A 25,060-nucleotide genomic window follows, 5' to 3' on the forward strand; every position below is an offset into this window, starting at 1 on the left:
CCCTCTCGAATGGGGGTTCGGCTCAAGCCTATGGTGGTGGGCGTGCGAGATGTAACCCCACCCCTCCTGGCCCCCCACACGACCCTGGGCCTGGGCGGGCCCGCCGAGCGCCTGATCGAGGCCGGAACCGCCGCCGACCTGGTGTCGGCCGTGCGGGACGCCACCGGGCCCGTGCTGGTGCTGGCCGGGGGCAGCAACGTGGTCATCGGCGACGCCGGTTTCGCCGGGACGGCGGTGCTGGTGCGCTCCGAGGGACTGGAGGTGACCGGGTCGGGCGATGAGGTGCGGGTGACCGTGGCCGCCGGGCACGACTGGGACGCCTTCGTCGCGCAGGCCGTCGCCGAGGGCTGGTCGGGCGTCGAGTGCCTGTCGGGCGTGCCGGGCTCGGCCGGGGCCACGCCCATCCAGAACGTGGGCGCCTACGGCCAGGAGGTCTCCGAGACCATCGCCGGGGTCACCGTCTACGACCGCGAGCGCGACCGGATCGAGAAGTTCACCCCGGCCGAATGCGCCTTCACCTACCGGGGCAGCGTCTTCAAGCACCGCGACCGCCACGTCGTCCTCGACGTCACCTTCGCCCTGCGCAGGAGCCCGCTGTCCGGCCCGATCCGTTACGCCGAGACCGCGCGCGCCCTCGGCGTCGAGGTCGGCGAGCGCGTGCCCCTCGCGGTGGCCCGCGAGACGGTACTGGGGCTGCGGAGGGGCAAGGGCATGGTCCTGGACGCCGGTGACGCCGACAGCCGCAGCGTGGGCTCGTTCTTCGTCAACCCGGTGATCTCGGCCGAGGAGTTCGCCGGGCTGCCCGAGGACGCCCCGCACTGGCCCGAGGGCGAGCGCGTGAAGGTCTCGGCGGCGTGGCTGATCCAGCGCGCCGGTTTCGAGCGCGGCTACGGCCGCGACGGGGTGTCCATCTCCACCAAGCACACTCTCGCGCTGACCAACCGGGGCGGCGGGACGGCGAAGGCGCTGCTGGGGCTGGCCGCCGAGATCCGCGACGGTGTGGAGAAGTCCTTCGGCGTGCGGCTCAGGCCCGAACCGGTGCTGGTCGGGACCGACTGGAGCTAGCCCACAGCCCGATCATCACCACCGCGACGACCTCGGCGAGGGTGAACAGCCGCTCCACCAGTCCCAGCGGGAGGACCTCCCACCAGTTGGCGCCGGTGGCGGCGGCGATGCCGATGGCCACCGGCACCAGCGCGAACAGCGCGTAGGACAGCCAGCCGACCGCGCGCGTCCGGGACGCCCAGGCGCCCCATTCGGCGTCGCCGCGCCAGGCGCGGCCCAGCCGGATCGCGGCGATGGGGAGGGCGATGAAGGCCATCAGGCTGCCCAGGTTGTGCAGGTAGCCGTGCCAGCTGGGGCCGACCGCCCAGTCGTGCTTCTCGAAGACCACGACCATGAACAGGCCGGCGCTCCACAGGATCAGCGCGATCACCGGCGCCGAGCGCCAGCGCGCGAGTCCACGGTGGACGACCGCGCGCGCCACCGCCAGCGAGCCGGCGGCCAGCAGTGCCACCCCGAACAGGAACACCACCTGCATCTTCGGCCACAGCGCGTACTGGCTGATGGTGCGGTTCCAGGGCGCGGGATCGGCGCCGAGGGTCCACACGTCCATCGCGCCGATCATCACGATCGCGGCCAGGGACGCCAGCAGCCCCGCGAGCGCGGTGCGGCGCACGGGCGCGGTGGGCGCGGCGGCGAGTTCGGTCACGGGCTCCTCCTCCGGGGCAGAGGATCGAGGCTAGCCGCGCGAAGCTGTGTCCGGCCTTAGAAAGTGACGCGCGTGGCGGGAATCGCAAGATCGGCCACCGTGTTGCCGTATGTGGCCGAAAGTCCGTCGCGGGAAGGGAATCCGGCGTGCGCGCGGTGCGGATCGAACGGTTCGGCGGACCCGGGGTGCTCGACGTGGCCGAGGTCGGCGAACCCGAGCCGGGTCCCGGGGAGGTCCTCATCCGGGCCGAGGCGAGCGCGATCAACCCCGTCGACGACAAGACCCGGGCGGGCGCGATCGGCGCGGACATGCCGCTGCCGCCGATGACCCTCGGCTGGGACCTCGCCGGAATCGTCGTGGACGCCGGGAGCAGCGGCCTGCGCGCCGGGGACCGGGTGATCGCCATGTCCCACCAGCTCGCCACCGGCCGCGGGACCTGGGCCGACCTCGTCGTCCTGGCCGCAGAGGCCGTCGCGCTCGCCCCGCGCGATCTCGACCCGACCGGCGCGGCGACCCTGCCGCTGCCCGGGCTCACCGCGCTCCAGTCCCTCGACCGGCTCGCGCTCGCCCCGGGCGAGCGGCTGCTGATCGCCGGGGCGGCCGGGGCCGTCGGCGGCCTGGCCCTCCAGATCGCCCGCGCGAGGGGGATCGCGGTGGACGCCCTGGTCTCCCGCGACGCGCAGCTGGCCTTCGCCCGCGAGCACGGCGCCGCCTTCGCCACCACCGACCCGGCCGCGCTGCCCGAGCGCGGCTACCACGCCGTCTTCGACACCTTCGGCGCCTTCGCGACCGGCGCGGTGGCCGACGGCGGGCGGTACGTCTCGGTGGCCACGCAGGCCGGGCCGGTGCCGGACCTGTCCGCGCGGGGTGTGCGGACCGCGGTCGGCCAGGTCCGCGAGGACGGCGCGGGCCTGCGGGAGCTGGCCGCGCTGGCCGATCGCGGCCTGCTGCGGCCCCGGGTGGACTCGGTGTTCGCGCTGGGGGACGTGCGCGCGGCCCACGAGCGCTTCGCGCGCGGCGGGCTGCGCGGGAAGGTCGCCGTGGCGTTCTAGCCCGCGTGCCGGGCGACGGCGGCGAGGGCCTCGTCGACGCCGCCGGTCACGTCGTGGATCGGGAAGATCGCCTCGCGCACGACCCGGTCGCGCCCGACGATGAGGGTGAGCCGCTTGAGGCGGGCCGCCCCGGCGGCGCGGAAGGTCGGCAGCCGCAGGGTCCCGGCCAGTTCCAGGGCGGCGTCGGAGACGAGCGGGAAGCGGATGCGGTTGTCGCGCGCGAAGGCCTCCTGCTCGGTGGTGTCCTGTGTGGACACCCCGCGCACGCTCGCGCCGAGCCGGGTGAAGTCCTCCAGCCGGTCGCGGAAGGTACAGGCCTCCAGGGTGCAGCCGGTCGCGCCGGGAACCCCGTCGGCGCCGCGCACTCCCGTCCCCGGATAGCAGTAGAGGACGGTCAGCGGCGAGGCCGCGATCGGGTCCATCGTGGACAGTTCGGGGATCGCGGTGCCGACCAGGTCGTGGACGCGCCGGGCCTCGGCCGAGCCGGGTTCGGCGGTGGCGGTGAGCGTCCCGTCGCCGAGCAGGTGCCGGTCGCCGAAGTCCTGGAGCGCCACCAGCACCGGCAGCAGCGCGCGGCCCAGCGGCGTCAGGACGTACTCGGAGCGCGGCGGGTGCTCGCTGTAGGGGCGCCTGACCAGGACGCCGTGCTCGACGAGCATGCCCAGCCGCTCGGTGAGGACCTTGCGGGAGACGCCCAGGGACGCCCGCAGCTCCTCGAAGCGGTGCAGGCCGCGCGCGGCGTCGCGCACGATCAGCAGCGTCCACCAGTCGCCGACGAGGTCGAGGGTCTGGGCTATCGCGCAGTCCCTCAGGGAAGAGCTGTCGCTGCCGGAAAGGCTGGTGCGGCGGGCCATGAGCCCAGTCTATAGTCAGTTCCCAAAAGAGACTGACACCTCGGAGTCACCGGCACCCCCTGGAGATCGCAGTGCGCCGCCTCTCGCCCGTCATCTGGATCCTCGCCGCCAACCGCTTCGTCTCGGCCTGCGCGGGCTTCATGATGCTGTTCCTGTTCCTCTACCTGACCGGGCCGCGCGGGCTGTCCCTGACCGCCGCGGGCGTCATCACCGGCGTCATCGGCGCCGGGTCCATCACCGGGAGCTTCACCGGCGGCTGGTTCTCCGACCGCTTCGGGCACCGCCGCGTCATGCTCACCGCCGGGCTCTTCGGCGGACTCGGCGTCCTGCTCGTGCCGTGGCTGCCGATCCCGGTGCTCGCCTGCGTCCTGCCGCTGACCGCCTACGCCGGATCGGTCGGCGGGGTGGCGCAGTCGGCACTGGTGGCCGTGGCCGGGGGCAGCGGCGACCGCCGGACCGCCATCGCGGTCAGCCGCGCGGCCTCCAACGCCGGTTTCGTGCTCGGGCCGCTGATCGGCGCGGCCCTGTCGGCATGGTCCTACGACGCGATGTTCGTCATCGAGGGCGTCACCGTGCTGCTCGTGCGCCAGATCGTGGCCCGGATGCTGCCGCGCGAGGCACCCCCGGCCGGCCCGCGCGAGAAGATCCGGCTGTGGCCCGCCCTGCGCGCCGACAAGGGCCTGCTGACCCTGCTCCCGGCGATCCTGGTGGTCGACCTGGTCTACCGGCAGCTCTACTCGACCCTGCCGGTCTACCTGGGCGACAGCGGGCACGGCGTGGGCCTGTACGCCGCGCTCATCGCGGTCGGCTCGGGAATGATCCTGGTCCTGGAGATCCCGGTCGCGCTGTGGCTCAAGCGGCTGCCCGCGACCGCGATCATCGGCTCCGGCTACGCGCTGGTCGCCGTCGGGTTCGCGATGTTCGGGCTCGGCACCCACGCCGTCCTGATGGTCGTGGCGATGCTGGTGCTGACCGCGGGCGAGATCCTCTACAAGACCACCGCCAGCGCGCACCTCGCCGACCTCGCCCCGCCCGGGCTCGTGGCCCGCTACCAGGGCCTCTACTCCGGGCTGGCGACCTCCGGTGTGGTGTTCGCCGCGCCCGTCGGGGCCCTTGTGTACGGGAGTGGCCTGCTGTGGCCCCTGTGCGGGGCCGCCGCCGGAATCGCGGCATTCGCGGCATTCTGGTCGGGCCGCCGTGTTTCGATCATGGCGGCCGCGGGTAATCCCGTGTCCTGACCATGGGAGGTGCGATGAGCGATCTGAGCGACAAGATCAAGGAAACGGCCGAGGACCTCAAGGGCAAGGCCAAGGAGGGCATCGGCAAGCTCACCGGCAACGAGGAGCTCGTCGGGGAGGGTCAGCGCGATCAGGCCGAATCGAAGGTCGAACACGCCAAGAACACCCTCGGCGAGAAGGTCGAGGACGTGAAGGACCGCGTGAAGGGCTTCACCGGCTCGGGGGACGAAAAGCATTGATCCCGTTGCCGAAGTAGGGGAAAGGACGCGGGCGGCCCGATGTGGCCGCCTTCGTCCTGTTCACCGCCGGAGGCGAGCCTAGGATGGGGCCATGCGCATTGAGCTGTGGCTCGACCCGACGGGCGGCTGGACCTTCGTGGCGAAGAACCGCGTCGACGCCGCGCTCGAACTCTGGGACGGCGACCCCGTCGAGGTCGTGTGGCGTCCCGCGCTGGCCGACCCGCGCGGCTCCGTCGAGCCGCTCCTGCTGCTCTGGCACGCCTACGAGACCGGCGGAACCGAACGCCAGGCGGCCGTGGCCGACCTGCTGTGGCGGGCGCACTCCCTGGAGGGCGCCGACATCACCGACCCCGAGGTCCTCTCCGCGCTGGCCCGCGAGACCGGCTGGGAACCCGACCTGGCCGCCGCCGATCGGGTGGCCTTCCGCGAGGAGATGCTCCGCGGCAAGGCCATCGGCGTCACCGGCTCCCCGGCACTCAGTGTCGGGGAGCGCGTCTTGACCGGCGACCCCACACCCGAGCAGATCGTGGAGTTCCTGCGCGACAGCGCCGACGACCCCGCGCTGCCCGACGAGGTCCGCCGCCTGCGCCTGGCCGAGGCCCTCCTGGGCCGCAAGGACCCCCTGGGCGCCCTGGTGATCCTCAAGCCGCTGCTGGAGGAGTTCGGGGGCGACCCGAACGTCCGGATGCTGGCCGCGCGCGCCTACTTCGCCTCGGCGCAGCTGCGGCGGGCCGAGGAGCTGCTGACCGCGCTCGTGGAACGCGACCCCGGCGACTTCTACGCCCGCTACCTGCTGGGCCGCACCTACCAGCGGCAGGGACGCGCCGCCGAGGCCGCGCCGCACCTGGCGCTCACCGAGACGATGTTCGACTAGGCGGGCCTGGCCCGCTCCACCGCCAGCTTCAGCGCCAGCCCCGCCAGGACCGTGCCCATCAGGTAGCGCTGGACCTTCAGCCACAGCGGCTTCCTGCCCAGGAAGACGGCGATCGTGCCGGCGCCCATCGCGATCAGGCCGTTGAAGGTGACGGCGATGACCACCTGGATCATGCCGAGACCAGGGCGAAGACGGTGGTCAGGCCGGCGGCGGTGGCGATCACGTAGACGACCAGGGCCGTCCCGACGCCGGTGAGGGAGACCAGGGCGGCGCGGCGGCCCTGGGTGATCGAGCGGGAGACCAGGTAGATGGGGTGGGTCACATGGGCTGGCGGCATTGCTCGTCCGGGGCCGTTTCGCTCAGGCTCAGCGGGCATCCCTGGCCCGGGGGGTTGTTTGTTTCCGACGCCTGTTGTAGCTCGTCGTGCTTCTTGTTTGGCGCCCCGCGGATCGTTCGTGTTCGATGTATCCACGGCGTTGCGGCTATGACACGGTCACCCTCTGGCCTGGGCTTTCAGCCCTCGTCCCCGACCAGGACGCTGTCCTGGACCTGGGCCTCTCTCGGGAGGCGTCTCCTCCTCTGGTCGGCTGTCGTGACGGTGAACGAGGAACCTGGGGGTGTCAAGACGGAAGGGCGTGTCTTGACACCCCCAGAACCCTCGTTCCAAGGCCCATCCCGGCCGACCGACGGAGGATCCACCTCTCCTATCCCGGGTCGCTGTTTTCGCACGGGCTTGTCTTGGCTTGCCGTCTGTTCTGCGGGCTGCGGGCCGTCTCGGCCCGGCTCTAAAACAACGAGCTTGTCTCTTGCCCGGGTTTTGACCCCGTAGCGAGCCAGTCACCTTGCCCGGCTTAGATCCTTCGCGCTTGGCCATGCATCCCGCCCGGCCCTGTTCACTGCGACTTGCGGCTTGTCCGCACCCGCACCCACGCACGCGAAAGGCGGCGGCCTCGGCCGCCGCCTCCCGGGTGTCCGCTCAGTCCTCGGCGACGACCGCCTCGGCGAACTGGGCCGCGTACAGGCGCGCGTAGGCGCCGCCCTTCTCCAGCAGTTCGGTGTGGTCGCCCTGTTCCACGATCTCGCCGTTCTCCATCACCAGGATGAGGTCGGCGTCCCTGATCGTGGACAGCCGGTGCGCGATCACGAAGCTCGTCCGTCCACTGCGGAGGGACGTCATCGCGCGCTGGATCAGCAGTTCGGTGCGCGTGTCCACAGAGGACGTCGCCTCGTCCAGGATCAGGATCGAGGGTTCGGCCAGGAACGCGCGGGCGATGGTGACCAGCTGCTTCTCGCCCGCCGAGAGGTTCGAGCCCTCCTCGTCGATCACGGTGTCGTAGCCGTCGGGGAGGACGCGCACGAAGTGGTCGACGTGGGTGGCCTTGGCCGCCCGGTGGATCTGCTCTTCGGTGACGTCACCGGCGCCGTAGGCGATGTTCTCGGCGATGGTGCCGCCGAAGAGCCAGGTGTCCTGGAGGACCATGCCGGTGCGCGAGCGCAGGTCCTCGCGGGTCATCGACGCGATGTCGACGCCGTCCAGGGTGATCCGGCCGCCGCGGACCTCGTAGAAGCGCATCAGCAGGTTCACCAGGGTCGTCTTGCCGGCGCCGGTGGGGCCGACGATGGCAACGGTGTGGCCGGGTTCCACCGACAGCGACAGGTCCTCGATGAGGGGCTTGTCGTCGTCGTAGCGGAAGGCCACGTGCTCGAAGGTGACCCGGCCCTCGTTGGAGGCGGGGACCAGCGGCGCGGCGGGTTCCGGCGACTGCTCCTCGGCGTCCAGGAGGTCGAAGACGCGCTCGGCGGAGGCCACGCCCGACTGGAGCAGGTTGGCCATCGAGGCCACCTGCGTGATCGGCTGCGAGAACTGCCGCGAGTACTGGATGAAGGCCTGCACGTCACCCAGGGACATGGTCCCCGAGGCGACCTTCAGGCCGCCGATGACGGCCACCAGGACGTAGTTCAGGTTGCCGATGAACATCATCGCGGGCTGGATCGCGCCGGAGATGAACTGGGCCTTGAACGCCGCCTGGTAGAGGGCGTCATTGTGCTCGGCGAAGGTCGCCGCGGCCTCCTTCTGCCGCCCGAAGACCTTCACCAGGGAGTGCCCGGTGAACATCTCCTCGATGTGCCCGTTCAGTTTCCCGGTGGACGCCCACTGCTTCAGGAACTGCGGCTGGGCGCGCTTACCGATGCGGACGGTCACCCACAGCGAGACCGGGACGGTGACGATCGCGATCAGCGCCAGCAGCGGCGAGATCCAGATCATCATGCCCAGCACGCCGACGATGGTCAGCAGCGAGATCACCAGCTGCGACATCGCCTGCTGGAGGGTCTGCGCGATGTTGTCGATGTCGTTGGTGGTGCGCGACAGGATCTCACCGCGCGACTGCTTGTCGAAATAGGACAGCGGCAGCCGGGACAGCTTGGTCTCGGCCTCCTCGCGCAGCCGGTAGGCGGCCCGCTGGACGATGACCGTCGTCATGCGGCCCTGCCACAGCATGCACGCCGAGGCCAGCACGAACAGCGCCAGCGCCAGCATCAGGACGCGCCCGACCTCGGTGAAGTCGATGCCCACGCCGGGCGTGAAGTCCATGGCGGCCATCATGTCGGCGAAACTGCCCTGCCCGGCGGCCCGGGCGGCGCGCACCGCCTCGTCCTTCGACTCGAAACCATCGGTCATCTCGCCGATGACGCCGCCGAAGATGAGGTTGGTGGCGTGCCCGAGGATCTTCGGGCCGACCACCGACATCGCCACCGACAGGGCGCCCAGCAGCAGCGTCCCGATCGCCAGCGTGCGCTCCGGGCGCATCATCCGCACCAGGCGCAGGCTCGACGCCTTGAAGTTCATCGCCTTCTCGGTCGGCATCGCACCGCGGAAGGGACCGCCCGGCCCGGGGCCCTGCCTGGGGGCGTTGGCGATGCGGGCGGGGGTGGCCTCGGCCTTCTTGCCATTCTGTTCGGGGGACGTCATCAGGCAGCCTCCTCTTCACTCAGCTGCGAGAAGACGATCTCCCGGTAGGTCTCGTTGGACGCCATCAGCTCGGCGTGCGTCCCGGTGCCGACCACGCGTCCCTCGTCGAGGACCACGATCCGGTCGGCGTGCCGGATCGTGGACACCCGCTGCGCCACGATCACGACCGTCGCATCCCCGGTCTCGCGCGCCAGGGCCGCGCGCAGGGCGGCGTCCGTGGCGTAGTCGAGGGCCGAGAACGAGTCGTCGAACAGGTAGATCTCGGGTTCGGCGACCAGCATCCGCGCGATCGCCAGCCGCTGCCGCTGACCGCCGGACACGTTCGTGCCGCCCTGCCCGATCGGCGCGTCGAGCCGCTCGGGCTTGTCGCGCACGAACTCGGCGGCCTGGGCGACTTCGAGGGCGCGCCACAGCTCGTCCTCGGTCGCGTCGGGCTTGCCGTAGCGCAGGTTGGAGGCGATCGTCCCGGAGAACAGGTACGGCTTCTGCGGGACCAGGCCCACCAGGCGCGACAGCAGCGCCGGGTCCATGGTGCGGACGTCGACGCCGTCCACGAGCACCTGCCCGCCGGTGGCGTCGAACAGCCGCGGGATCAGGTTCAGCAACGTCGTCTTGCCACTGCCGGTGGACCCGATGATCGCCGTCGTCTGCCCCGGATGCGCCTCTATCGACACATCGTGCAGGACGGCCTCCTCGGCGCCCGGATAGCGGAACGTGACGCCCTTCAGCGACAGCTCGCCCCGCACGTCCACCGTCGTCACCGGCCGCTTCGGCAGGCTCAGGCTCGACTCGGTCTCCAGGACCTCCTGGATGCGCCCGGCCGACACCTGCGCGCGCGGCAGCGAGATCAGCACGAACGTCGCCATCATCACCGACATCAGGATCTGCATCAGGTACGACAGGAACGCCGTGAGCGAACCGATCTGCATGTCGTGCGAGCCGATCCGGTGCCCGCCGAACCACATGACGGCGACGCTGGACACGTTCATCACCAGCATCACCGTCGGGAACATCCACGCCATGAGCCGGCCGACACCGAGGGACACGCCCATCAGCTCACCGTTGGCCGAGGCGAACCTCTGCTGCTCGTGGGTGTCGCGCACGAACGCGCGGATGACGCGGATACCGGTGATCTGCTCGCGCATCACCCGGTTGACCTCGTCGATGCGCACCTGCATCTTGCGGAACAGCGGCCCCATCGCCCGCACGATGATCACCACGGCGATGATCAGCACCGGCACCGCCACGAGCAGCAGCGTGGAGAGAGTCGCGTCCTCGCTGACCGCCATGATCACGCCCCCGAAGGCCATGACCGGGGCGGAGACCAGCAGGATGAACGCCAGGAAGACCAGCATCTGCACCTGCTGGACGTCATTGGTCGTACGCGTGATCAGCGAAGGCGCGCCGAACTGCCCGACCTCGCGGACGGAGAACTCCTGCACCCGCCCGAAGATCGCCGCCCGCACGTCCCGGCCGAGTCCCATGGCCGTCTTCGCCGCGAAGTACACGGCGATGATCGACGCCGCGATCTGCGCCAGCGTCACCGCCAGCATGATGCCACCGAGCCGCAAAATGTGCCCGGTGTCGCCTTTGACCACACCGTTGTCGATGATGTCGGCGTTCAGGGTGGGTAGATAGAGCATGGCGATCGTCGACACCAGCTGAAAGCCGATGATCGCCGTGATGGGCCCCTTGTAAGGGGCGAGATGAGCGCGCAGCAGGCGCGGCAGGGAACGCCCGTCGGCGGCCCGCCGCGCACTCTGCTGCGCGATGGTCGCGGTGGTCAAGGTTGTACCTCCCGGTGAGAGTCTTCACCACGGGGGAGGGAGGAGGTAGCCGAATTTAGTTCAGAACGCACGTGGGGAGGGTGCATCGTGATGTCAAGGGGGTTGAGGGAGGGGTGTGTGACGTGCGGCACCTAGGGGGTGAGGGGGCCGGAGGCGGGGGTGGGAGGGACCGGGTGGGCGCGAAGCGTGAGCCGGAGGCGAGGGCGGAGGCGCGCGGAGCGGCGCATTCGGCGGCGGGCGTGATGAGGCCGCAGGCCGAGGTGCACGCCGAAGCGCAGGCTGAGGCGTAAGCAGACGCGCGAGGGTGACCACCCACGCGGGGGGAAGTGTTTTGATCGGGTGGTGAAGCTGGGCGCGCGCGTGCAGCGGCGCAACCAACCCGGTCGGCCACGACACCACCGGGTGCCAAAAGCTAAGGCCGCCTCCGGCTCGGGAGAAATGTTGTGGGATTCCGGGGTCCAGGGGACGGAGTTCCCTGGTGGGTCCAGGGCAAAGCCCTGGTCTGGTGCAGGGCGAAGCGCCTGCTACCCCGACCCGAACGGCCGTGAAGCGAGCAGACACCGCAGGTGTCACTCGCTTGAAAAGGGAGAGCCGGGGCCCCGCCCCGGCCTCGCCCCGCCCCGGCTTCTCTTCTCGGGTGCGTGGGGCTTGCGGCCGTGGCCTGTCGTCTTCTCCGCGTGGTGCCCAAGGGGCTTTGCCCCCTGGACCCCCACCAGGGAACTCCGTCCCCTGGACCCCGGGAACTCAAAACACTTCCCCCGAGCCGGAGGAGGGCTCTGTTCCTCGGCACCCGCTGCTTCGTGGCCAACCGGGTTGGTTGCGCCGCCGCACGCGCGCGTCCCTCACAGACACACGATCAAGACACTTCTCCCACGTGGCGGGTCACCCTCGCGCCTTGGCCTGCGGCCTGCCGCGCAGCAAGGCCTCCGGCCTGCCGCGCCTCCGCTCAGCCCGCCCCTACGGCCCTTCCCGTCGGCCGTGTTCTCGCCCTACGTATAAGGAACCGCCACCACAACCGCCGGCTTCATCTCCTTGTAATCCGTCCCGCAAACCGCCAGCACGAAGTACTTCTCCGTCACCGCGATCAACCGCGCCCCCGGCTGATGCCACATCAGCTTGTCGATGTCGATGTTGTACCCCGTCGTCGCGTAAGCATCATCCGGCCGCTCCGCCGTGGGAAACGACCCGCTCGACGTCAGCAGGTACTTCCCCGCCAGGGTCGCCGGGCCCGCCGCGGGGGTCGTGTCGCGGGCCTGCCAGGGTTCGGGGCCGCCGGAGACGTCGACGATCTTGAGGGGCTGGTCGTCACCGTCGGGTGAGTAGGCCAGCACGGGCTCGCGGAAGGCCTGCGCGACGCCGCGCGCGTCGGCCGTCCAGCGGGGCTCGCCGGTGACCACGTCGACGACCTCGGGGCGGCCGTCGAGGTTCTGGCCGATGAGGGCGCCGCCGTCCACGCGGACCGTCGTGGCGCTCGCGTTGCAGTCGGCGCCGAAACCGGCGGTCTTGGCCGACTTGGCGAGCGGGTCGTAGAGGACGACCTTCGTCTCGCAGCCGGAGCGCTCCGACACGCTCACCACGCGGTCGCCGACGGTGATCAGCGAGTAGGTGTCCAGGTCGAAGACGGTGCCGGGGGAGTCGAGTTCGGTGCCGGTGGCGATGTCGAGGGTGAGGGACTTCTCGTCCCCGGCCTCGCGGAGCCCGGTGTTGAGGTAGACGGCGGACGTCGCGGCCGCGACCTGCACGCCGGGAGAGGCGTCCATCGCGGTGTGCACCGGGTCGGGGAGGACGGGCGCGGCGACGGCCAGTTCCTTGTCGTAGCGCTTGTGCCACAGCTGCTTGCCGGTGGTCAGGGACGTGGCCACGGCCTCGCGGTACTTGCCGTCGCGCTCGACGGTGACGAGGGTGGTGGGCGTCGCCGTCCAGAACGGCGGGTTGTGCCCGAGCTCGGCGCGGTAGCTGAAGCGCTCCTGCCCGCCGGCCAGATCGTGGACCTTGATGAGCGCGCCGGAGGCGTAGACCACCGAGTCGGCCGCGACCCGCACGGGGCCCTCGACGTCCGGCACGGTCCAGCGCACGGCGCCGGACCCGGCGTCCAGGACGGTGAGGTCGCCGTCGGCGAGCATGACCACCGCGTCGCCGGCGGCGGCGGCGTCCGGCGGGGTCTGCTGCTCGGCGAGCGGCACCCGCCAGTCGATCTTGGGCTCGGCGGCGGTCGCCGAGAGCGTGGTGATCCAGATGGCCGCCGCCGCGGACAGCACGATGACGGCGGCGACCACGATGAGGACCCAGGTGGTCCTATGTGGCCCTCGGCGTTGCATGGTGAAGAGTATGGCCCCTTCGGGCAGGCGTGTGATGCCCGGAGGGGTGGGTGATCGGCTTGACCGCCCCGGGGGACACGCGCGGGTGGGATGAGCTGGATCCGGACGTCCGGTTAGACCGTCTCGCGGCGGTGTTCGGTTGCCCGATATGAGCACGGCCACCGTCCCGGAGGTCGGTGGCCGTGCCCGCCGGGCTGATCAGCCCAGGTCGACGTTCGGGTAGAGCGGGAATCCGCTCAGCAGCTCGGTGGCCGCGCCCGCGACGCGGGCGGCGACCTTCTCGTCCAGCACGTGCGTGGCCTTGGAGGGCGTGCCCGCCTTCGTGGTGCCGGGGGCGGTGTTTTCGAGGACGGTGTGGATCAGGTCGGCCACGGTGTCCATCTCGGTGGTGCCGAGCCCGCGCGAGGTCAGCGCGGGGGTGCCGATGCGGACGCCGGAGGTGTACCAGGCGCCGTTCGGGTCCTGCGGGACCGAGTTGCGGTTGGTGACCACGCCCGAATCCAGCAGCGCGGCCTCGGCCTGACGGCCGGTGAGGCCGTAGGAGGACACGTCGATGAGGACGAGGTGGTTGTCGGTGCCGCCGGTGACGAGCTTCGCCCCACGCGACAGGAGGCCCTCGGCGAGCGCGCGGGAGTTGTCCACGATGCGCTGCGCGTAGTCGCGGAACTCGGGCGTGCGGGCCTCGGCGAGGGCGACGGCCTTGGCGGCCATCACGTGCGGGAGCGGTCCGCCCAGGACCATCGGGCAGCCCCGGTCGACCTGCTCGGCGAGCTCCGGCTGGCACAGGACCATGCCGCCGCGCGGTCCGCGGAGGGACTTGTGCGTGGTGGTGGTGACGATGTGCGCGTGCGGGATCGGGTCGAAGTCGCCGGTGAGGACCTTTCCGGCGACGAGCCCGGCGAAGTGGGCCATGTCGACCATGAGGGTCGCGCCGACCTCTTCGGCGATCTCGCGGACCTTGGCGAAGTTCACCAGGCGCGGGTAGGCGGAGTAGCCGGCGACGATGATGAGCGGCCGGAACTCGTGCGCGGCGGCGCGGAGCGCGTCGTAGTCGAGGAGACCCGAGGCCGGGTCGGTCCCGTAGGAGCGCTGCTCGAACATCTTGCCGGAGATGTTGGGGCGGAACCCGTGGGTGAGGTGGCCGCCGGCGTCGAGGGACATGCCGAGCATGCGCTGGTCGCCCAGGGCGCGGCGCAGCGTCGCCCAGTCGGCGTCGGTGAGGTCGTTGACGTGGCGGACCTGGGCCTTCTCCAGCGCGGGCGCCTCGACGCGCGCGGCGAGGACCGCCCAGAACGCCACGAGGTTGGCGTCGATGCCGGAGTGCGGCTGCACGTAGGCGTGGGACGCGCCGAACAGCTCGCGCGCGTGCTCGGCGGCGACGGCCTCGACGGTGTCCACGTTCTGGCATCCGGCGTAGAAGCGGCGCCCGATGGTGCCCTCGGCGTACTTGTCGCTGAACCAGTTGCCCATGGCCAGCAGCGTCGCCGGGGACGCGTAGTTCTCCGAGGCGATCAGCTTCAGCGAGTCGCGCTGGTCGGCGAGCTCCTGCTTGATGGCGTCGGCGACGCGCGGCTCGACGGCGCGCACGACGTCCAGGGCCGCGCGGAAGGCGGTGGACTCGGTCGAGATGGACGACACGTGGACCCTCCGGTGTTTCGGAAGCGGTAAACGAAAGGCCCAGGCGCACGGCGGTGGAGCGGCGGCCGCTCCCCGATGGTTGAGCCCATCCCAGCACGCCAGTCGCGGCCCGTCGTGACCATAGCAACCGGGTCGGTGATGATCGCGGGCGGTTACCGGGAGCCGATTCGGTGAATACCCGGTGTCTCGCGTGCTGGGACGCCGGTGGCGCCGTGCCGGGTCGACGCTGGGTCGGCACAAGGTCGGCGCTGAGTCGGCCGGGGCCCCCACGCCCCCGGCCGAAGGCTACTTGCGCGCGGCGGAGAGGCCGAAGAAGACCGCGGCCACGACCCCGGCGGCCGACCCGAGCGGCGGCCACCAGAACGCGGCGGCGGCGACCAGCCCACCGGCGAGGAGGGCCACCCCGGTGAGGGCGGTGAGCGGGAGGTGCGTCGGCCGTCGCCTCGCCGGTCCCGGGAACGGCGGGGGGACGGTGGGGAAGGAGTGGGTCATGAGGGGTTCCTCTCGGTCTCGGGACACCGTGCGGCCTCCCATCGCGCGCGCCAGTCGCTCTCGTCGCCTCCGCACGCGCGGACGTAGGCGCGGGTCGCCTCCCACGTGGGCAGCGAACGTCCCGCCGCGGCCTCGCTCAGCACGGCCTGCGAGGAGTAGGCCAGCCGCGCCATCACGGCGTAGGACGGGCGCCCGGCGGCGTCGCGCAGGGCGCGCAACGCGAGCGCGAAGTCGGCGACGGGCCCGCCGGGCTGGATGGGTTTCTCCGGGCGCGGCATCGCGTCACCGGAGGGTGAGGTGGGCGAGGTGGGCGAAGTGGGCGAGGGCCGCGGCGAGCAGCGTGCGGACCACCGGGAACAGCAGGTCCTGGAGGCAGACCGTCGGGGTCCACCGCGGCATGAGCCACGACGTGGAATACATGGGAATCGCGCTCCTTCTCGGGTGAAGAGGGGATGGAGAGGGGAAGTGGTGGTGTCCTCAATAAGTCGGACCACCGGCCCCCGAAGAGCCAAGGGTGACATGGGAAAGGTGTTTCTGGAAGCCGAAAGCGGACGCGTGGCCGGATTCCGAACAATGGGCCGGAGAGTGGCGTGGTCGCGCCGAACCGGTTCTGTCGGGTGCGCGACTGTCCGTCCACTGTGGCCCAGGTCACGGCGATGGCACACCTCAGAGGGTGTATTGACGGACCAACGGCGTGCACGTGCGAACACACCGGAAATTGCCTCTGCGCGTTGCAGCGTCACCCAATGGCCGCGCGAGTGTCATTAGCGAATGACGCGGTGACCGGCGATGAATGGGCCGTACCAAAGCTATTGTCCGTACAATATCGACGTGCCGATCGGGCTGGTCAGAGCCATTGCGCGGCGGTGGATGATCGGTTCCGGGGCACGAAGGTCTGCCCTTCCGCCTCTCCCCCACCCCCCTCCCCGCCGGGATAATCCCCCCATGCTCCGCCTCCCCCGGCTCGCCGCCGCCGTCACCTCCCTGGCCGCGGCCACCCTCCTCCTCAGCGCGTGCAGCGGCCTCAGTGACGGTGAGCGCGAGGAGTACACGAGACTCGCCGCGCGCATGGGCGTCCCGCTCGACTACATCTGGGTCCTCGACCTCAGGAGCCTCTCGCACGGGAAGACGGGTGATCCGGGCGTCTTCGGCGAGTCCTCTTTCGAGGACCACTACTCCACACCGGACGGTTCGCCGGTGCGGCTGACGGTCGACTCCACGGTCATGGACGACGCGTCCTGCCCGGGGATCCCGATCGCGGGCGTCAGCAGCAGTGTCCAATGTGTCGCCGAGGACGGCGGGTGGCTGCGCACGACGGGCCTGTCGACGGAGTTCGCCGAGGAGCGCGACGGTGTGCTGGTGCGGGTGACGGTGGACGAGGCCAACGCGGCCGTCGCCAAGGACGCGGTGAAGTCCGCGCGCCCGGCCGACGCCGACGAGCTGGAGGACATGCTCGCGAAGTACCGCACGGACGACGAGAAATAGACCGCGCCCCCGATTCGGAACCTCACGACCGAACCGGGGGCGCGGAGACAGACCCAGGGAGGAGGGTCTAGTCCGACAGTGTGACGGAGACCGTGTTCTGGCCGACGGCCGCGGTCACCTCCGTCGAACCCTCACCGGCGCGGGCGAGGGCGCGGAGCGTCCACGTCCCGGGCGCGGCGAAGAAGCGGAAGACGCCCTCGGGGGAGGTCACGACCTCGGCGGTGAACTCGCCGGAGGCGTCCAGGAGACGGACGTAGGCGCCGGAGACCGGCTGACCGTCCACATCGACCACACCGGAGATCACCGTCTCCTTGTTCAGGTCGACCGACGCCGGCAGCGGCGCGGACTGGTCCGGTGCGGCGCAACCGGCGATGTTCTGTGCGGACTGCTGGGTGAGAGCGCTCATCGTCAGACCTCGACCTTCCCGGGCTCTTCGCCCAGCGCGATCGGCACGCCCACCAGCGAGCCGTACTCCGTCCACGAACCGTCGTAGTTGCGCACCTCGGCGTGGCCGAGGAGTTCGCGCAGCACGAACCAGGTGTGCGAGCTGCGCTCGCCGATGCGGCAGTAGGCGATGGTCGACTTCTGCCCGTCGAGCCCGGCCTCGGCGTAGAGGTCGCGCAGTTCGTCGTCGGACTTGAAGGTGCCGTCGGCGTTGGCGGCCTTGGACCACGGGACGCTCAGGGCCGTGGGGATGTGGCCCGCGCGCTGCGACTGCTCCTGCGGCAGGTGCGCCGGGGCGAGCAGGCGGCCGGTGTACTCGTCGGGGCTGCGGACGTCCACCAGGTTCTGCGCGCCGATGGCCGACACCACGTCATCGCGGAAGGCGCGAATCGAGTTGTCGGGGGACTTGGCCTCGTAGTTGGTGGCGTTGCGGGTGACCGCGTCGGTCGACAGTGGACGGTCGTCGAGCTCCCACTTCTTGCGGCCGCCGTCGAGCAGGCGCACGTCGAGGTGCCCGTAGAGCTTGAAGTACCAGTACGCGTAGGCCGCGAACCAGTTGTTGTTGCCGCCGTAGAGGATCACGATGTCGTTGTTGCCGATCCCGCGCTCGGAGAGCAGGGCCGAGAACTGGTCGCGGTTGACGAAGTCGCGGCGGACGGGGTCCTGGAGGTCGGTCTTCCAGTCGAGCTTGACGGCCCCGGGGATGTGGTTGCGGTCGTAGGCGGCGGTGTCCTCGTCGACCTCGACGAACACGATGCCCGGCGTCTCCAGGTTCTCCTGGGCCCACTGGGCGGAAACGAGCACGTTCTCGCGGCTCATGTCTTTCCTTCGGTTGATGTGTCAGATGTGGACTGATCGGTGATCAACCGGCGGAGGCTGCGGGGTACGGCTTCATACCCGGGAGAAGGGATCCGGGAACGGAAGTCAGTACAGGGGGTCGGTCCACGATGGGAGTGTCAGTGGACCGCGGGATGAGCGCACGCAGCAGCTATCGGCCGGTCAGCGACCGGCACGACACAGGCAGGCGGCGATCTTGCAGTAATCGATCGCACGCCGCTTCGTCAGCAAGGGCGAAGGCGTACGCATGGCCGCGACGTTAGCACGCTGAGCTGGGATGGACCAGCGTCGGTCGCGGATCCGACCGTTCGGGCCACCCCCGGCGACCGCTCGCGGCGCTGGTCACACGGCTTCACAATTCGGTGACCGCGAAATAATCCACGGCGGCCGTGACTTCCATCCGGCCCGGTTCCGTAGAAAGCATCGACGGACGGGAGGAGCACCGCATGAGAGCGGACAGGGAAGCCGAATACCGCGACTTCGTCACAACCCGCGGCGAGCGGCTGCGCCGGTACGCGTATCTGTGCTGCGGCGACTGGCATCTGGCCGAGGACGTGACGCAGAACGCACTGGTCCGCCTGTACGCCGCGTGGGGCCGGGCGCGCAAGGAGTCCGTGGACGCCTACGCGCGCCGGATCATCACCAACGCGCTCATCGACGAGCGCCGCAGAGGCTGGTTCCGGCGCGAACGCGTCGCCGAGACCCTGCCGGACGCGGTCACCGCCCATCACGACGACGGTCGCGCCGAGCGGCTCACCCTGCTCGACGCGGTGTTCCGGCTGACGCCGAAGCAGCGCGCGGCCGTCGTCCTCCGCTATTGGGAAGACCTGCCGATCGAGCAGACGGCACGAATCCTGAACTGCTCGACCGGCGCGGTGAAGGGTCTCACCACGCGGGGTCTGGACACCCTGCGCGGCCTCCTCACCGACGAGGTCCCCCTGACTGACCAGGGAGCTACATCATGACCGATTTCATCAGAGACGCACTCGACCGCCAGCTCGACGCCGCCGCTCCCCCGAGCGGTCTGACGTCGGGCGGCCTGACCCACCTGGGACGCCGCCGCGTCCTGCGCAAGCGCCTCGGCCTGACCGGCGTCACCGCCGTCCTGCTCGCGGCGGCCGTCACCGGCGGGCTGGCGCTCGCCCCGGGGACGCCCGACCCGGGCGTCCACGCGGCCACGACGACGCAGGCGGATTACCCGTTGCCCGTCCCCCAGCCGGGCGTGGAGTACAGGTGGCAGCCGGGCAACAGCGACATCACCGAGAACCAGGCCACCCGCGAGCTGTCGGCCGCGCTGTGGCCGCTGATCGACGCCGTCCCGAACGCCACGCCGGTCGCCTACGACTCCAACGGGCAGGTCGTGGGGGCCCCGCTCACCGCGTCGACGTTCCCGAGCTTCACCCGCCGCACCGACCGGATCGACGCCGACGGCGTGCCCACCGGCTACGAGCGCCCGGTGTACACCCAGTTCCACTGGCTGAAATTCGACGGGATGATCCGCCCCGACGTCTTCTCCGTGAGCTACCGCCCGAAGGGCTCCTACGAGTTCGGCGGGGCGAGCGACCCGGACAACCCGACCATGCCCGACTGGCGGCACGTCGCCGAGAGCTGCGGGCACATGGAGTACGCGTTCCGCGGCGAGCCCGGCTGGGTCTCCGACACCACGTGCGCCGAGCTCACCGGGCCCGGCGGCGAGCGGATCATGACCATGGGCCAGACCACGGTCGCTCCGGGAGGGATCACGTCCTATTCGCGCTCGGTGATGATCCAGACCCCCGACGGGAACCTCCGGTTGGTCCAGGACTTCGGGCCCACGCCGACCGTCTACGGCTCGGACACCCCGGACATCGCCGACCCCCGGCCGGGCCTGTCGCTGGAGCGGCTCACCGAGCTGGCCCTGGCGCTGCCCGCCGTCATCCTCCAGTAGCCCACCCCCACCCGAGGCGGCCCCCGCGAAAAGCGGGGGCCGCCTTCGCGTGACCCCATGTCCCTCCACGCCCGTTACACCCGCGACGATCGCGGATGGAAGGAGCGTGATGACCGACAAGGACACCGAGTTCGCCCAGTTCGTCACCGAACGGGCGGCGAGGCTGCGGGGGTTCGCCTACCTGCTCTGCGGCGACTGGCATCGCGCCGAGGACGTGGTGCAGACGGCGCTGCTGAAGCTGTACCGGGCCTGGGGCCGGGTACGCACCGGCGCGCCGGACGCCTACGTGCGGCGGATCATCGCCACGGTCCTGGTCGACCAGCACCGGCTCGCCTGGTTCCGCCGGGTGAAGGTGACCGCCGACCACTCGCTCCCCGAGGAGGTGGCCGTCGACGAGCGCGCCGACCAGCGCCTCACCCTCACCCGCGCGCTGCTGCGGCTGCCGAAGCGGCAGCGCGCGGCGATCGTCCTGCGTTACTGGGAGGACCTGCCGGTCGAGCAGACCGCGCGGGTGCTCGGCTGCTCGACCGGCGCCGTCAAGAACCTGACCATGCGGGGTCTGACCACCCTGCGCGGCCTGGTGACGGACCCGGTCCTGGAATCGATCGAGGGATGACCATGTCCGAGGACCTGAGGGAAACCATAGACCGCGAGCTGTACGACGGCTCGCCACCGATGAGCATCACCGCCGAGTCCCTGCTGGCCAGGGGCCACCGGGACCGCCGCAACCGGCGCCTGTGGGGCGCGACGGGCGGCCTGGCCGTCCTGCTCGCCGCCGCCGTGGCGATCGGGAACCTGCCGGGCGAGGGCGGCGCGCCGGACAACGTCGCGCTGCCGGGGGCGAGCGCGTCCTCCTCGGCGCCGCCGCCGGAGCCGCAGTACCTGATGTGGCGCGGCAACGGCGACCATGACGAGGGTGAGAACGACGAGACCCGCCGCATGACGGCCGCGATCTTCGCCGCCATCGACGCCTCGGGCCTTCAGTCGGTCCACATGGAGATGGCCAATCCCGTCGTGCGCTCCGAAGAACAGCTGGTCTCGGTGACCGGCACCGATCCCGACACCGCCGTCCCGACCGGGCCGGAACGGGTCTCCTACGTGATCAACGCTCCGTTCCGGGGCGGCTGGGTCGGCTTTCGGCTCTACCAGAAGGGGACGTTCACCGAGGGCGCCGGGGCGGCGGCGTACAACCCGCTCGTGCCGAGCCACGACCACCTGATCGCCGGATGCGAGGACTACACCGGAATGGCACGGCCGGTGGGCATGGTCGGAGAGCGCGAGGTCACGCTGACGGTCAGCTGCGATGAGAAGAGCACCGCCGACGGCGAGCGCGTCCTGGTCCGGACCGCCGAGGTCCACGCGGTCTCCGGCGGGCTCGAAGAACTGAGGGAGGTCGTGGTGTACCGCGGGGACGGGACCGCGCTGGTCCTCGACTCGCAGGAGCTGGACAGCCCGACGGTCGCTCAGATGCTGGCGATCGAGGAGGCGCTGCCGGACTTCACGGTGGAGTAGGGAACGCCGAAGGCCCGGTTCCGTCCCCGGAACCGGGCCTTCGCGTTGTCTCAGACCAGCTGCACGCCGCTGGCCGTCGCCGACACCACGATCGCGTCGGTCTCGACCTTCACGTCGTTCAGCGCGAGGTCGTAGGGCAGCGGGGGCAGCGGGATCTCCTTGTTCAGCTTCTGCGCGAAGGCGTTGATCATCCCGTCCGCGCCGGGGATGGGCGAGCCGCCGACGGGACGCAGCTGGTCCACCGTCACCGACACCGCGTCCTTCGACACCTGCACCGTCCCGGTGCCCTCCAGCGACACCGAGACACCGGCCGCCTCCAGGGTCGCGGTGATCTTCAGCTTGCCGCCCACACCCTCGATGCGCAGGTTGGAGGTGGTCTCGCCCATCAGCTCGGTGACGGTCTTGTAGTCCAGCTTCGCCTCGGCCGTCATCGATCCGGCGGTGATGGGGCCCTGCCCCTTGAGCACCTGCGACAGCGGGGCGTCCACATTGGACGCGTGCACGTCCAGCCGGGGCAGCGTCACGCCGCTGGCGGTGAGGTCCTTGAAGCCGATGTCGATGCGGTCGTAGTTGCCGCCCAGGACCTGCGTCAGGAACGGGAAGCCGGTCACGTCCACGTCCGGCTCGGACTTCAGCTCGATCTTCTGGTTACCGGCCTCTTTGGCGATGAGGGTGGCGACCTTGTTCTCGGCGATCGAGGCGGCGATCCGGTCGGTGAGGACGACGAGTCCCGCGAGGATCACCACGATGATGACGGTGACCCGGAACGCCTTCTTCTTCCACCACGGTTTCGGCACGTCTCTCCCAAGGGGTGTTCGAGGGGTGTCACAGACCGCGGGCCAGGTACAGCACCCCGATCAGGTACGCCATCGGCGCCGCGAACGCGAACGCGAGGAGCGGGCCGAGCGCGTGGCGCACCGGCCATGGTGCCACGTTCTCGCCAGCCAGCCGCCGTCCGACGTTGATGTAGGTGGCGCCCAGGTCGGCCAGGACGGCCGTCACCGACACCACCAGTCCCGCCACCGCGGCCCGCGCCGGGGACGGGCCCTGCAACAGGACGCCGGAGTACGCGCTGACCGCGGTCCCGACCATGCTGCCCAGGACGATCCCGAACGCGCCGCGCGCGACGTGCGGGGCGATGCGCGGCAGGGGCAGCGTCGCGTCCGACATGCGCGCCACGATCACGGCCGTACCGGCCGCCAGCAGCGCCCCCGCCAGGATCGTCTTACCGCCCCCGGGATGCCGCGCCATGGCCACCGGCATCGCCAGCGCGACCACACCGACCACGCACGCCATCGCCGTGGCGAAGGACTCGGTGAGCCACTCCCGACCGCCCTTGCGCCCGAACAGCTGCGCCACCAGCACGAAACCGAACGCGCCCGCCACGACGTAGGCCAGCGGCGCCAGCGTCAGCGGATGCCGGTACACCGCGAACCAGTCGGCCGCGCCGGCGCTCGCCACGCCCGCCACCACCGAGATCCACGGCGCGGCCGGGCGCGCCTGCCACACCACGCACACCACGAACGCGGCCTGCACGGCGAAGGTGATCGCGGCGAAGACGGGGTGCTTGAGCTGCGAGCCGACCAGCAGGGACGCGGTCAGCAGCCCCGCCCAGGCGGCGACCGCCACGCAGACCAGACGGCGCACGGGAGGAGCGATGGGCACGCGGGGGGCCTCGGCGTCCGTCATCGGCTCGGCAGGGTTCGACACCTCGTGATGGTGCCACGTGAAGCCCGTGGCCGCTGTCACGCCCTCCGCGGGGCCCCGCGTCCCACCCCATGGACCCCACGTAACACACTTGACACAAAACAGTCACCGGACGTCATCTCCGCACCTACCGAACCCGTCGCGGCGTGGTTATCATCTGGTGAACGCCCCCCGCCCGCCGCCGACGCCGGGTCGACGAAGCGGTGAACGCACGCGGAGGAGGACGCCCATGGACCTGTTGATCCTCACGGCAGACGCGGACGGCACGGCGGTGCTGCCCGCCCTCGATCTCCTCCCGCACCGGCTGCGAACCGCCGACCGCGACGTGCGGTCCCTGCTGTCGGGCCCCAGCCCCGACATCGTCGTCGTGGACGGCCGCCGCGACCTCGCCGACGCCCGCGCCACCTGCCGCCTCCTGCGCACCACCGGCCTGAACGTGCCGCTGCTGGTGGTCCTCGCCGAGTCCGGGCTCATCGCGGTCAACCCCGACTGGGGCTTCGACGACTTCCTCCTGTGCACCGCCGGGCCCGCCGAGGTGGAGGCCCGGCTGCGGCTGGCCGGGAAGATGGCCGAGGCCGAACCCGAGGGGAACCTCGTGCGCGCCGGGGACCTCACCATCGACCCCGACACCTACGCCGCCCGCCTCAAGGGCCGCCCGCTCGACCTCACCTACAAGGAGTTCGAGCTCCTGCGCTTCCTCGCCCAGCACCCCGGGCGCGTCTTCACCCGCGACCAGCTCCTGCGCGAGGTCTGGGGCTACGACTACTTCGGCGGCACCCGCACCGTCGACGTGCACGTGCGGCGGCTGCGGGCCAAGCTCGGCAGCGAGTACGAGTCGCTGATCGGCACCGTCCGCCAGGTCGGCTACAAGTTCGTCGCCCCGCCGCCGCGCCAGCTGCCCGACCGCGTGCCGGTCTAGGCCCTTTCGTATTGGACGTCGGTCGACCAGCGGGTGAACCCGCTGCGCTCGTACAGCCGCAGCGCGGCGGTGTTCTCGCCGTCCACGTACAGCATCACGTTCGCCAGGCCCAGCCGCGCCAGATGCCGCAGGCCCACGTCGGTGAGGACCCGGCCCAGGCCGATGCCCTGCGCGTCGGGGTCCACCGCCAGCACGTAGACCTCGCCGATCGGCGAGGCGCCCTCATGGACCTTCGTCCAGTGGAAGCCGATGACCTCGCCGTCGCGTTCGGCCAGGAACAGCCCCTCGGCGTCGAACCACGGCTCGGCGAGGCGCTCGTCGAGGTCCTTGCGGGTCATCCGGCCCTGCTCGGGGTGCCAGGAGAAGGCCCGCGCGTTCACCGCCAGCCACTTGTCCTCGTCGCCCTCCATGAACGTCCGGATCGTCACCCCCTCCGGCACCTTCGGGGCGGCCACAGTGGACAGCCGCTTGCGCAGCCGGAACAGGTTCCGCACCGCCGACAGTCCATAGTGCTGCGCGAGCGCGCCGGCCGACGGGTGATCGCCGTGCGCCCAGATCCGGATCGGAGTCGCGGCAACCACTTCCGACACCAGACGGCCACCGAATCCTCGCCCACGGTGAGCGGGGTGGACGCAGAGCTCACTCGAAGCTGACGTATCGTGGTCACCGCGCTCGACGAACGCGTAGCCGAGCAGCCGTTCGTCGTCGCGGAGGAGCAGGTGCGTCAGTCCGTTCGTCTTGTGCCGCAGGGCCAGCAGGACGTGCTCGGACACCGGCGCGGTGCCGTCGGCGGTGGCGCAGTCGGCGACCAGCGCGGCCACCTCGGCGACGTCGGCGTCCGAGAGGTCGGCGCCCTGGAGGGTCACAAGTCGTTCCACGCCTCCACGGTACGCGCGCTCGATCATCGGGAAACCGGCCTGTGCGAAATTCACGTGCAACCGAATCGGCGCGCCGAGCGTCCTTTACTACGAGACGTGATCGGTCCCGGGGGGATCGGGACCGATCGCCCGAGCCACCACTAGTGGCTCCTTACGGGCGGGCACCGTGCCGGGGTG

Annotated in this window: 27 protein-coding genes and 1 riboswitch; of the genes, 11 read left to right on the forward strand and 16 right to left on the reverse strand. The window is 71.0% G+C overall.

Going from position 1 to position 25,060, the window contains the following annotated elements; genetic code table 11:
* The first annotated feature begins 9 nt into the window (after positions 1-9).
* Positions 10-1,065, forward strand: coding sequence for a UDP-N-acetylmuramate dehydrogenase (locus tag QSK10_RS10895; protein WP_432705306.1), 1,056 nt, complete (start codon positions 10-12; stop codon positions 1,063-1,065).
* On the opposite strand, the gene QSK10_RS10900 is transcribed toward QSK10_RS10895, so the two are convergent.
* Complete coding sequence (locus QSK10_RS10900; RefSeq protein WP_285662515.1) at positions 1,025-1,711, reverse strand: DUF998 domain-containing protein; 687 nt, start codon at positions 1,709-1,711, stop codon at positions 1,025-1,027. The two genes, QSK10_RS10895 and QSK10_RS10900, sit on opposite strands and share 41 nt — an antisense overlap.
* A 146-nt stretch (positions 1,712-1,857) precedes the next feature.
* On the opposite strand from QSK10_RS10900, the gene QSK10_RS10905 reads away from it, so the two are divergent.
* The gene (locus tag QSK10_RS10905; RefSeq protein WP_285662516.1) at positions 1,858-2,763 is read left to right on the forward strand and encodes an NADP-dependent oxidoreductase; all 906 of its coding nucleotides are present in this window, start codon (positions 1,858-1,860) and stop codon (positions 2,761-2,763) included.
* On the opposite strand, the gene QSK10_RS10910 is transcribed toward QSK10_RS10905, so the two are convergent.
* Positions 2,760-3,617 carry a winged helix-turn-helix transcriptional regulator gene (locus QSK10_RS10910; protein WP_285662517.1) on the reverse strand — a complete coding sequence of 286 codons (858 nt, stop codon included), beginning with the start codon at positions 3,615-3,617 and terminating at the stop codon, positions 2,760-2,762. The genes QSK10_RS10905 and QSK10_RS10910 overlap by 4 nt on opposite strands.
* Positions 3,618-3,688: 71 nt before the next feature.
* Here QSK10_RS10910 and QSK10_RS10915 point away from each other — a divergent pair, with 71 nt between their 5' ends.
* The 3 genes from QSK10_RS10915 to QSK10_RS10925 all read left to right on the forward strand — a co-directional run bounded on the left by QSK10_RS10915 (position 3,689) and on the right by QSK10_RS10925 (position 5,968).
* Positions 3,689-4,855 (forward strand): MFS transporter, encoded by a 1,167-nt coding sequence (locus QSK10_RS10915; protein ID WP_285662518.1) that lies wholly within the window; start codon positions 3,689-3,691, stop codon positions 4,853-4,855.
* A 14-nt stretch (positions 4,856-4,869) separates the two neighbouring features.
* Entirely contained in the window at positions 4,870-5,094 is a 225-nt protein-coding gene (locus tag QSK10_RS10920; protein ID WP_285662519.1) for a CsbD family protein, read from the forward strand.
* Between the two features lie 91 nt (positions 5,095-5,185).
* Entirely contained in the window at positions 5,186-5,968 is a 783-nt protein-coding gene (locus QSK10_RS10925; RefSeq protein ID WP_285662520.1) for a tetratricopeptide repeat protein, read from the forward strand.
* Here QSK10_RS10925 and QSK10_RS10930 read toward each other — a convergent pair.
* From QSK10_RS10930 to QSK10_RS10970, 9 genes are all read right to left on the reverse strand, one after another.
* Entirely contained in the window at positions 5,965-6,141 is a 177-nt protein-coding gene (locus QSK10_RS10930; protein WP_285662521.1) for a hypothetical protein, read from the reverse strand. The two genes, QSK10_RS10925 and QSK10_RS10930, sit on opposite strands and share 4 nt — an antisense overlap.
* Positions 6,138-6,305 (reverse strand): hypothetical protein, encoded by a 168-nt coding sequence (locus QSK10_RS10935; protein WP_285662522.1) that lies wholly within the window; start codon positions 6,303-6,305, stop codon positions 6,138-6,140. Before QSK10_RS10935 ends, QSK10_RS10930 begins: the two co-directional genes overlap by 4 nt.
* A 639-nt stretch (positions 6,306-6,944) precedes the next feature.
* Entirely contained in the window at positions 6,945-8,939 is a 1,995-nt protein-coding gene (locus QSK10_RS10940) for an ABC transporter ATP-binding protein (RefSeq protein WP_432705307.1), read from the reverse strand.
* Complete coding sequence (locus QSK10_RS10945; RefSeq protein ID WP_285662961.1) at positions 8,939-10,669, reverse strand: ABC transporter ATP-binding protein; 1,731 nt, start codon at positions 10,667-10,669, stop codon at positions 8,939-8,941. Before QSK10_RS10945 ends, QSK10_RS10940 begins: the two co-directional genes overlap by 1 nt.
* 1,046 nt (positions 10,670-11,715) lie before the next feature.
* The gene (locus QSK10_RS10950; protein WP_285662523.1) at positions 11,716-13,044 is read right to left on the reverse strand and encodes a PQQ-binding-like beta-propeller repeat protein; all 1,329 of its coding nucleotides are present in this window, start codon (positions 13,042-13,044) and stop codon (positions 11,716-11,718) included.
* Between the two features lie 198 nt (positions 13,045-13,242).
* Positions 13,243-14,682 carry a glycine hydroxymethyltransferase gene (locus QSK10_RS10955; protein ID WP_285662524.1) on the reverse strand — a complete coding sequence of 480 codons (1,440 nt, stop codon included), beginning with the start codon at positions 14,680-14,682 and terminating at the stop codon, positions 13,243-13,245.
* A 30-nt stretch (positions 14,683-14,712) separates the two neighbouring features.
* Positions 14,713-14,798, reverse strand: a riboswitch (ZMP/ZTP riboswitch).
* Between the two features lie 169 nt (positions 14,799-14,967).
* Entirely contained in the window at positions 14,968-15,174 is a 207-nt protein-coding gene (locus QSK10_RS10960; protein WP_285662525.1) for a hypothetical protein, read from the reverse strand.
* Positions 15,171-15,452, reverse strand: coding sequence for a helix-turn-helix domain-containing protein (locus QSK10_RS10965; RefSeq protein ID WP_285662526.1), 282 nt, complete (start codon positions 15,450-15,452; stop codon positions 15,171-15,173). Before QSK10_RS10965 ends, QSK10_RS10960 begins: the two co-directional genes overlap by 4 nt.
* A 4-nt stretch (positions 15,453-15,456) precedes the next feature.
* Entirely contained in the window at positions 15,457-15,594 is a 138-nt protein-coding gene (locus QSK10_RS10970; RefSeq protein ID WP_285662527.1) for a hypothetical protein, read from the reverse strand.
* Between the two features lie 525 nt (positions 15,595-16,119).
* On the opposite strand from QSK10_RS10970, the gene QSK10_RS10975 reads away from it, so the two are divergent.
* Positions 16,120-16,659: a hypothetical protein gene (locus QSK10_RS10975; protein WP_285662528.1), complete on the forward strand. Its 540-nt coding sequence runs from the start codon at positions 16,120-16,122 to the stop codon at positions 16,657-16,659.
* Between the two features lie 67 nt (positions 16,660-16,726).
* Here QSK10_RS10975 and QSK10_RS10980 read toward each other — a convergent pair whose 3' ends face one another.
* Entirely contained in the window at positions 16,727-17,065 is a 339-nt protein-coding gene (locus QSK10_RS10980; RefSeq protein WP_285662529.1) for a DUF1416 domain-containing protein, read from the reverse strand.
* Between the two features lie 2 nt (positions 17,066-17,067).
* On the reverse strand, positions 17,068-17,922 hold the full coding sequence (locus tag QSK10_RS10985; protein WP_285662530.1) for a sulfurtransferase: 855 nt from the start codon (positions 17,920-17,922) through the stop codon (positions 17,068-17,070).
* 464 nt (positions 17,923-18,386) lie between these two features.
* On the opposite strand from QSK10_RS10985, the gene QSK10_RS10990 reads away from it, so the two are divergent.
* The 4 genes from QSK10_RS10990 to QSK10_RS11005 all read left to right on the forward strand — a co-directional run bounded on the left by QSK10_RS10990 (position 18,387) and on the right by QSK10_RS11005 (position 21,379).
* Positions 18,387-18,905: a SigE family RNA polymerase sigma factor gene (locus QSK10_RS10990; protein WP_285662531.1), complete on the forward strand. Its 519-nt coding sequence runs from the start codon at positions 18,387-18,389 to the stop codon at positions 18,903-18,905.
* The gene (locus QSK10_RS10995) at positions 18,902-19,867 is read left to right on the forward strand and encodes a hypothetical protein (RefSeq protein ID WP_285662532.1); all 966 of its coding nucleotides are present in this window, start codon (positions 18,902-18,904) and stop codon (positions 19,865-19,867) included. Before QSK10_RS10990 ends, QSK10_RS10995 begins: the two co-directional genes overlap by 4 nt.
* A gap of 109 nt (positions 19,868-19,976) precedes the next feature.
* The gene (locus QSK10_RS11000) at positions 19,977-20,483 is read left to right on the forward strand and encodes a SigE family RNA polymerase sigma factor (RefSeq protein WP_285662533.1); all 507 of its coding nucleotides are present in this window, start codon (positions 19,977-19,979) and stop codon (positions 20,481-20,483) included.
* Between the two features lie 2 nt (positions 20,484-20,485).
* On the forward strand, positions 20,486-21,379 hold the full coding sequence (locus QSK10_RS11005; protein WP_285662534.1) for a hypothetical protein: 894 nt from the start codon (positions 20,486-20,488) through the stop codon (positions 21,377-21,379).
* Positions 21,380-21,429: 50 nt separating this feature from the next.
* Here QSK10_RS11005 and QSK10_RS11010 read toward each other — a convergent pair whose 3' ends face one another.
* Positions 21,430-22,176, reverse strand: coding sequence for an LmeA family phospholipid-binding protein (locus QSK10_RS11010; protein ID WP_285662535.1), 747 nt, complete (start codon positions 22,174-22,176; stop codon positions 21,430-21,432).
* 28 nt (positions 22,177-22,204) lie between these two features.
* Entirely contained in the window at positions 22,205-23,089 is an 885-nt protein-coding gene (locus tag QSK10_RS11015) for a hypothetical protein (protein ID WP_285662536.1), read from the reverse strand.
* A 226-nt stretch (positions 23,090-23,315) separates the two neighbouring features.
* On the opposite strand from QSK10_RS11015, the gene QSK10_RS11020 reads away from it, so the two are divergent.
* A complete protein-coding gene (locus tag QSK10_RS11020; RefSeq protein WP_285662537.1) occupies positions 23,316-24,005 on the forward strand; it encodes a winged helix-turn-helix transcriptional regulator in 690 nt (229 codons plus the stop codon).
* On the opposite strand, the gene mshD is transcribed toward QSK10_RS11020, so the two are convergent.
* Positions 24,002-24,883 (reverse strand): mycothiol synthase, encoded by an 882-nt coding sequence (gene mshD / locus QSK10_RS11025; RefSeq protein ID WP_285662538.1) that lies wholly within the window; start codon positions 24,881-24,883, stop codon positions 24,002-24,004. The genes QSK10_RS11020 and mshD overlap by 4 nt on opposite strands.
* Between the last annotated feature and the right edge of the window lie 177 nt (positions 24,884-25,060).

Source organism: Actinorhabdospora filicis (assembly GCF_030269765.1).
Taxonomy (GTDB): Bacteria; Actinomycetota; Actinomycetes; order Mycobacteriales; family Micromonosporaceae; genus Actinorhabdospora; species Actinorhabdospora filicis.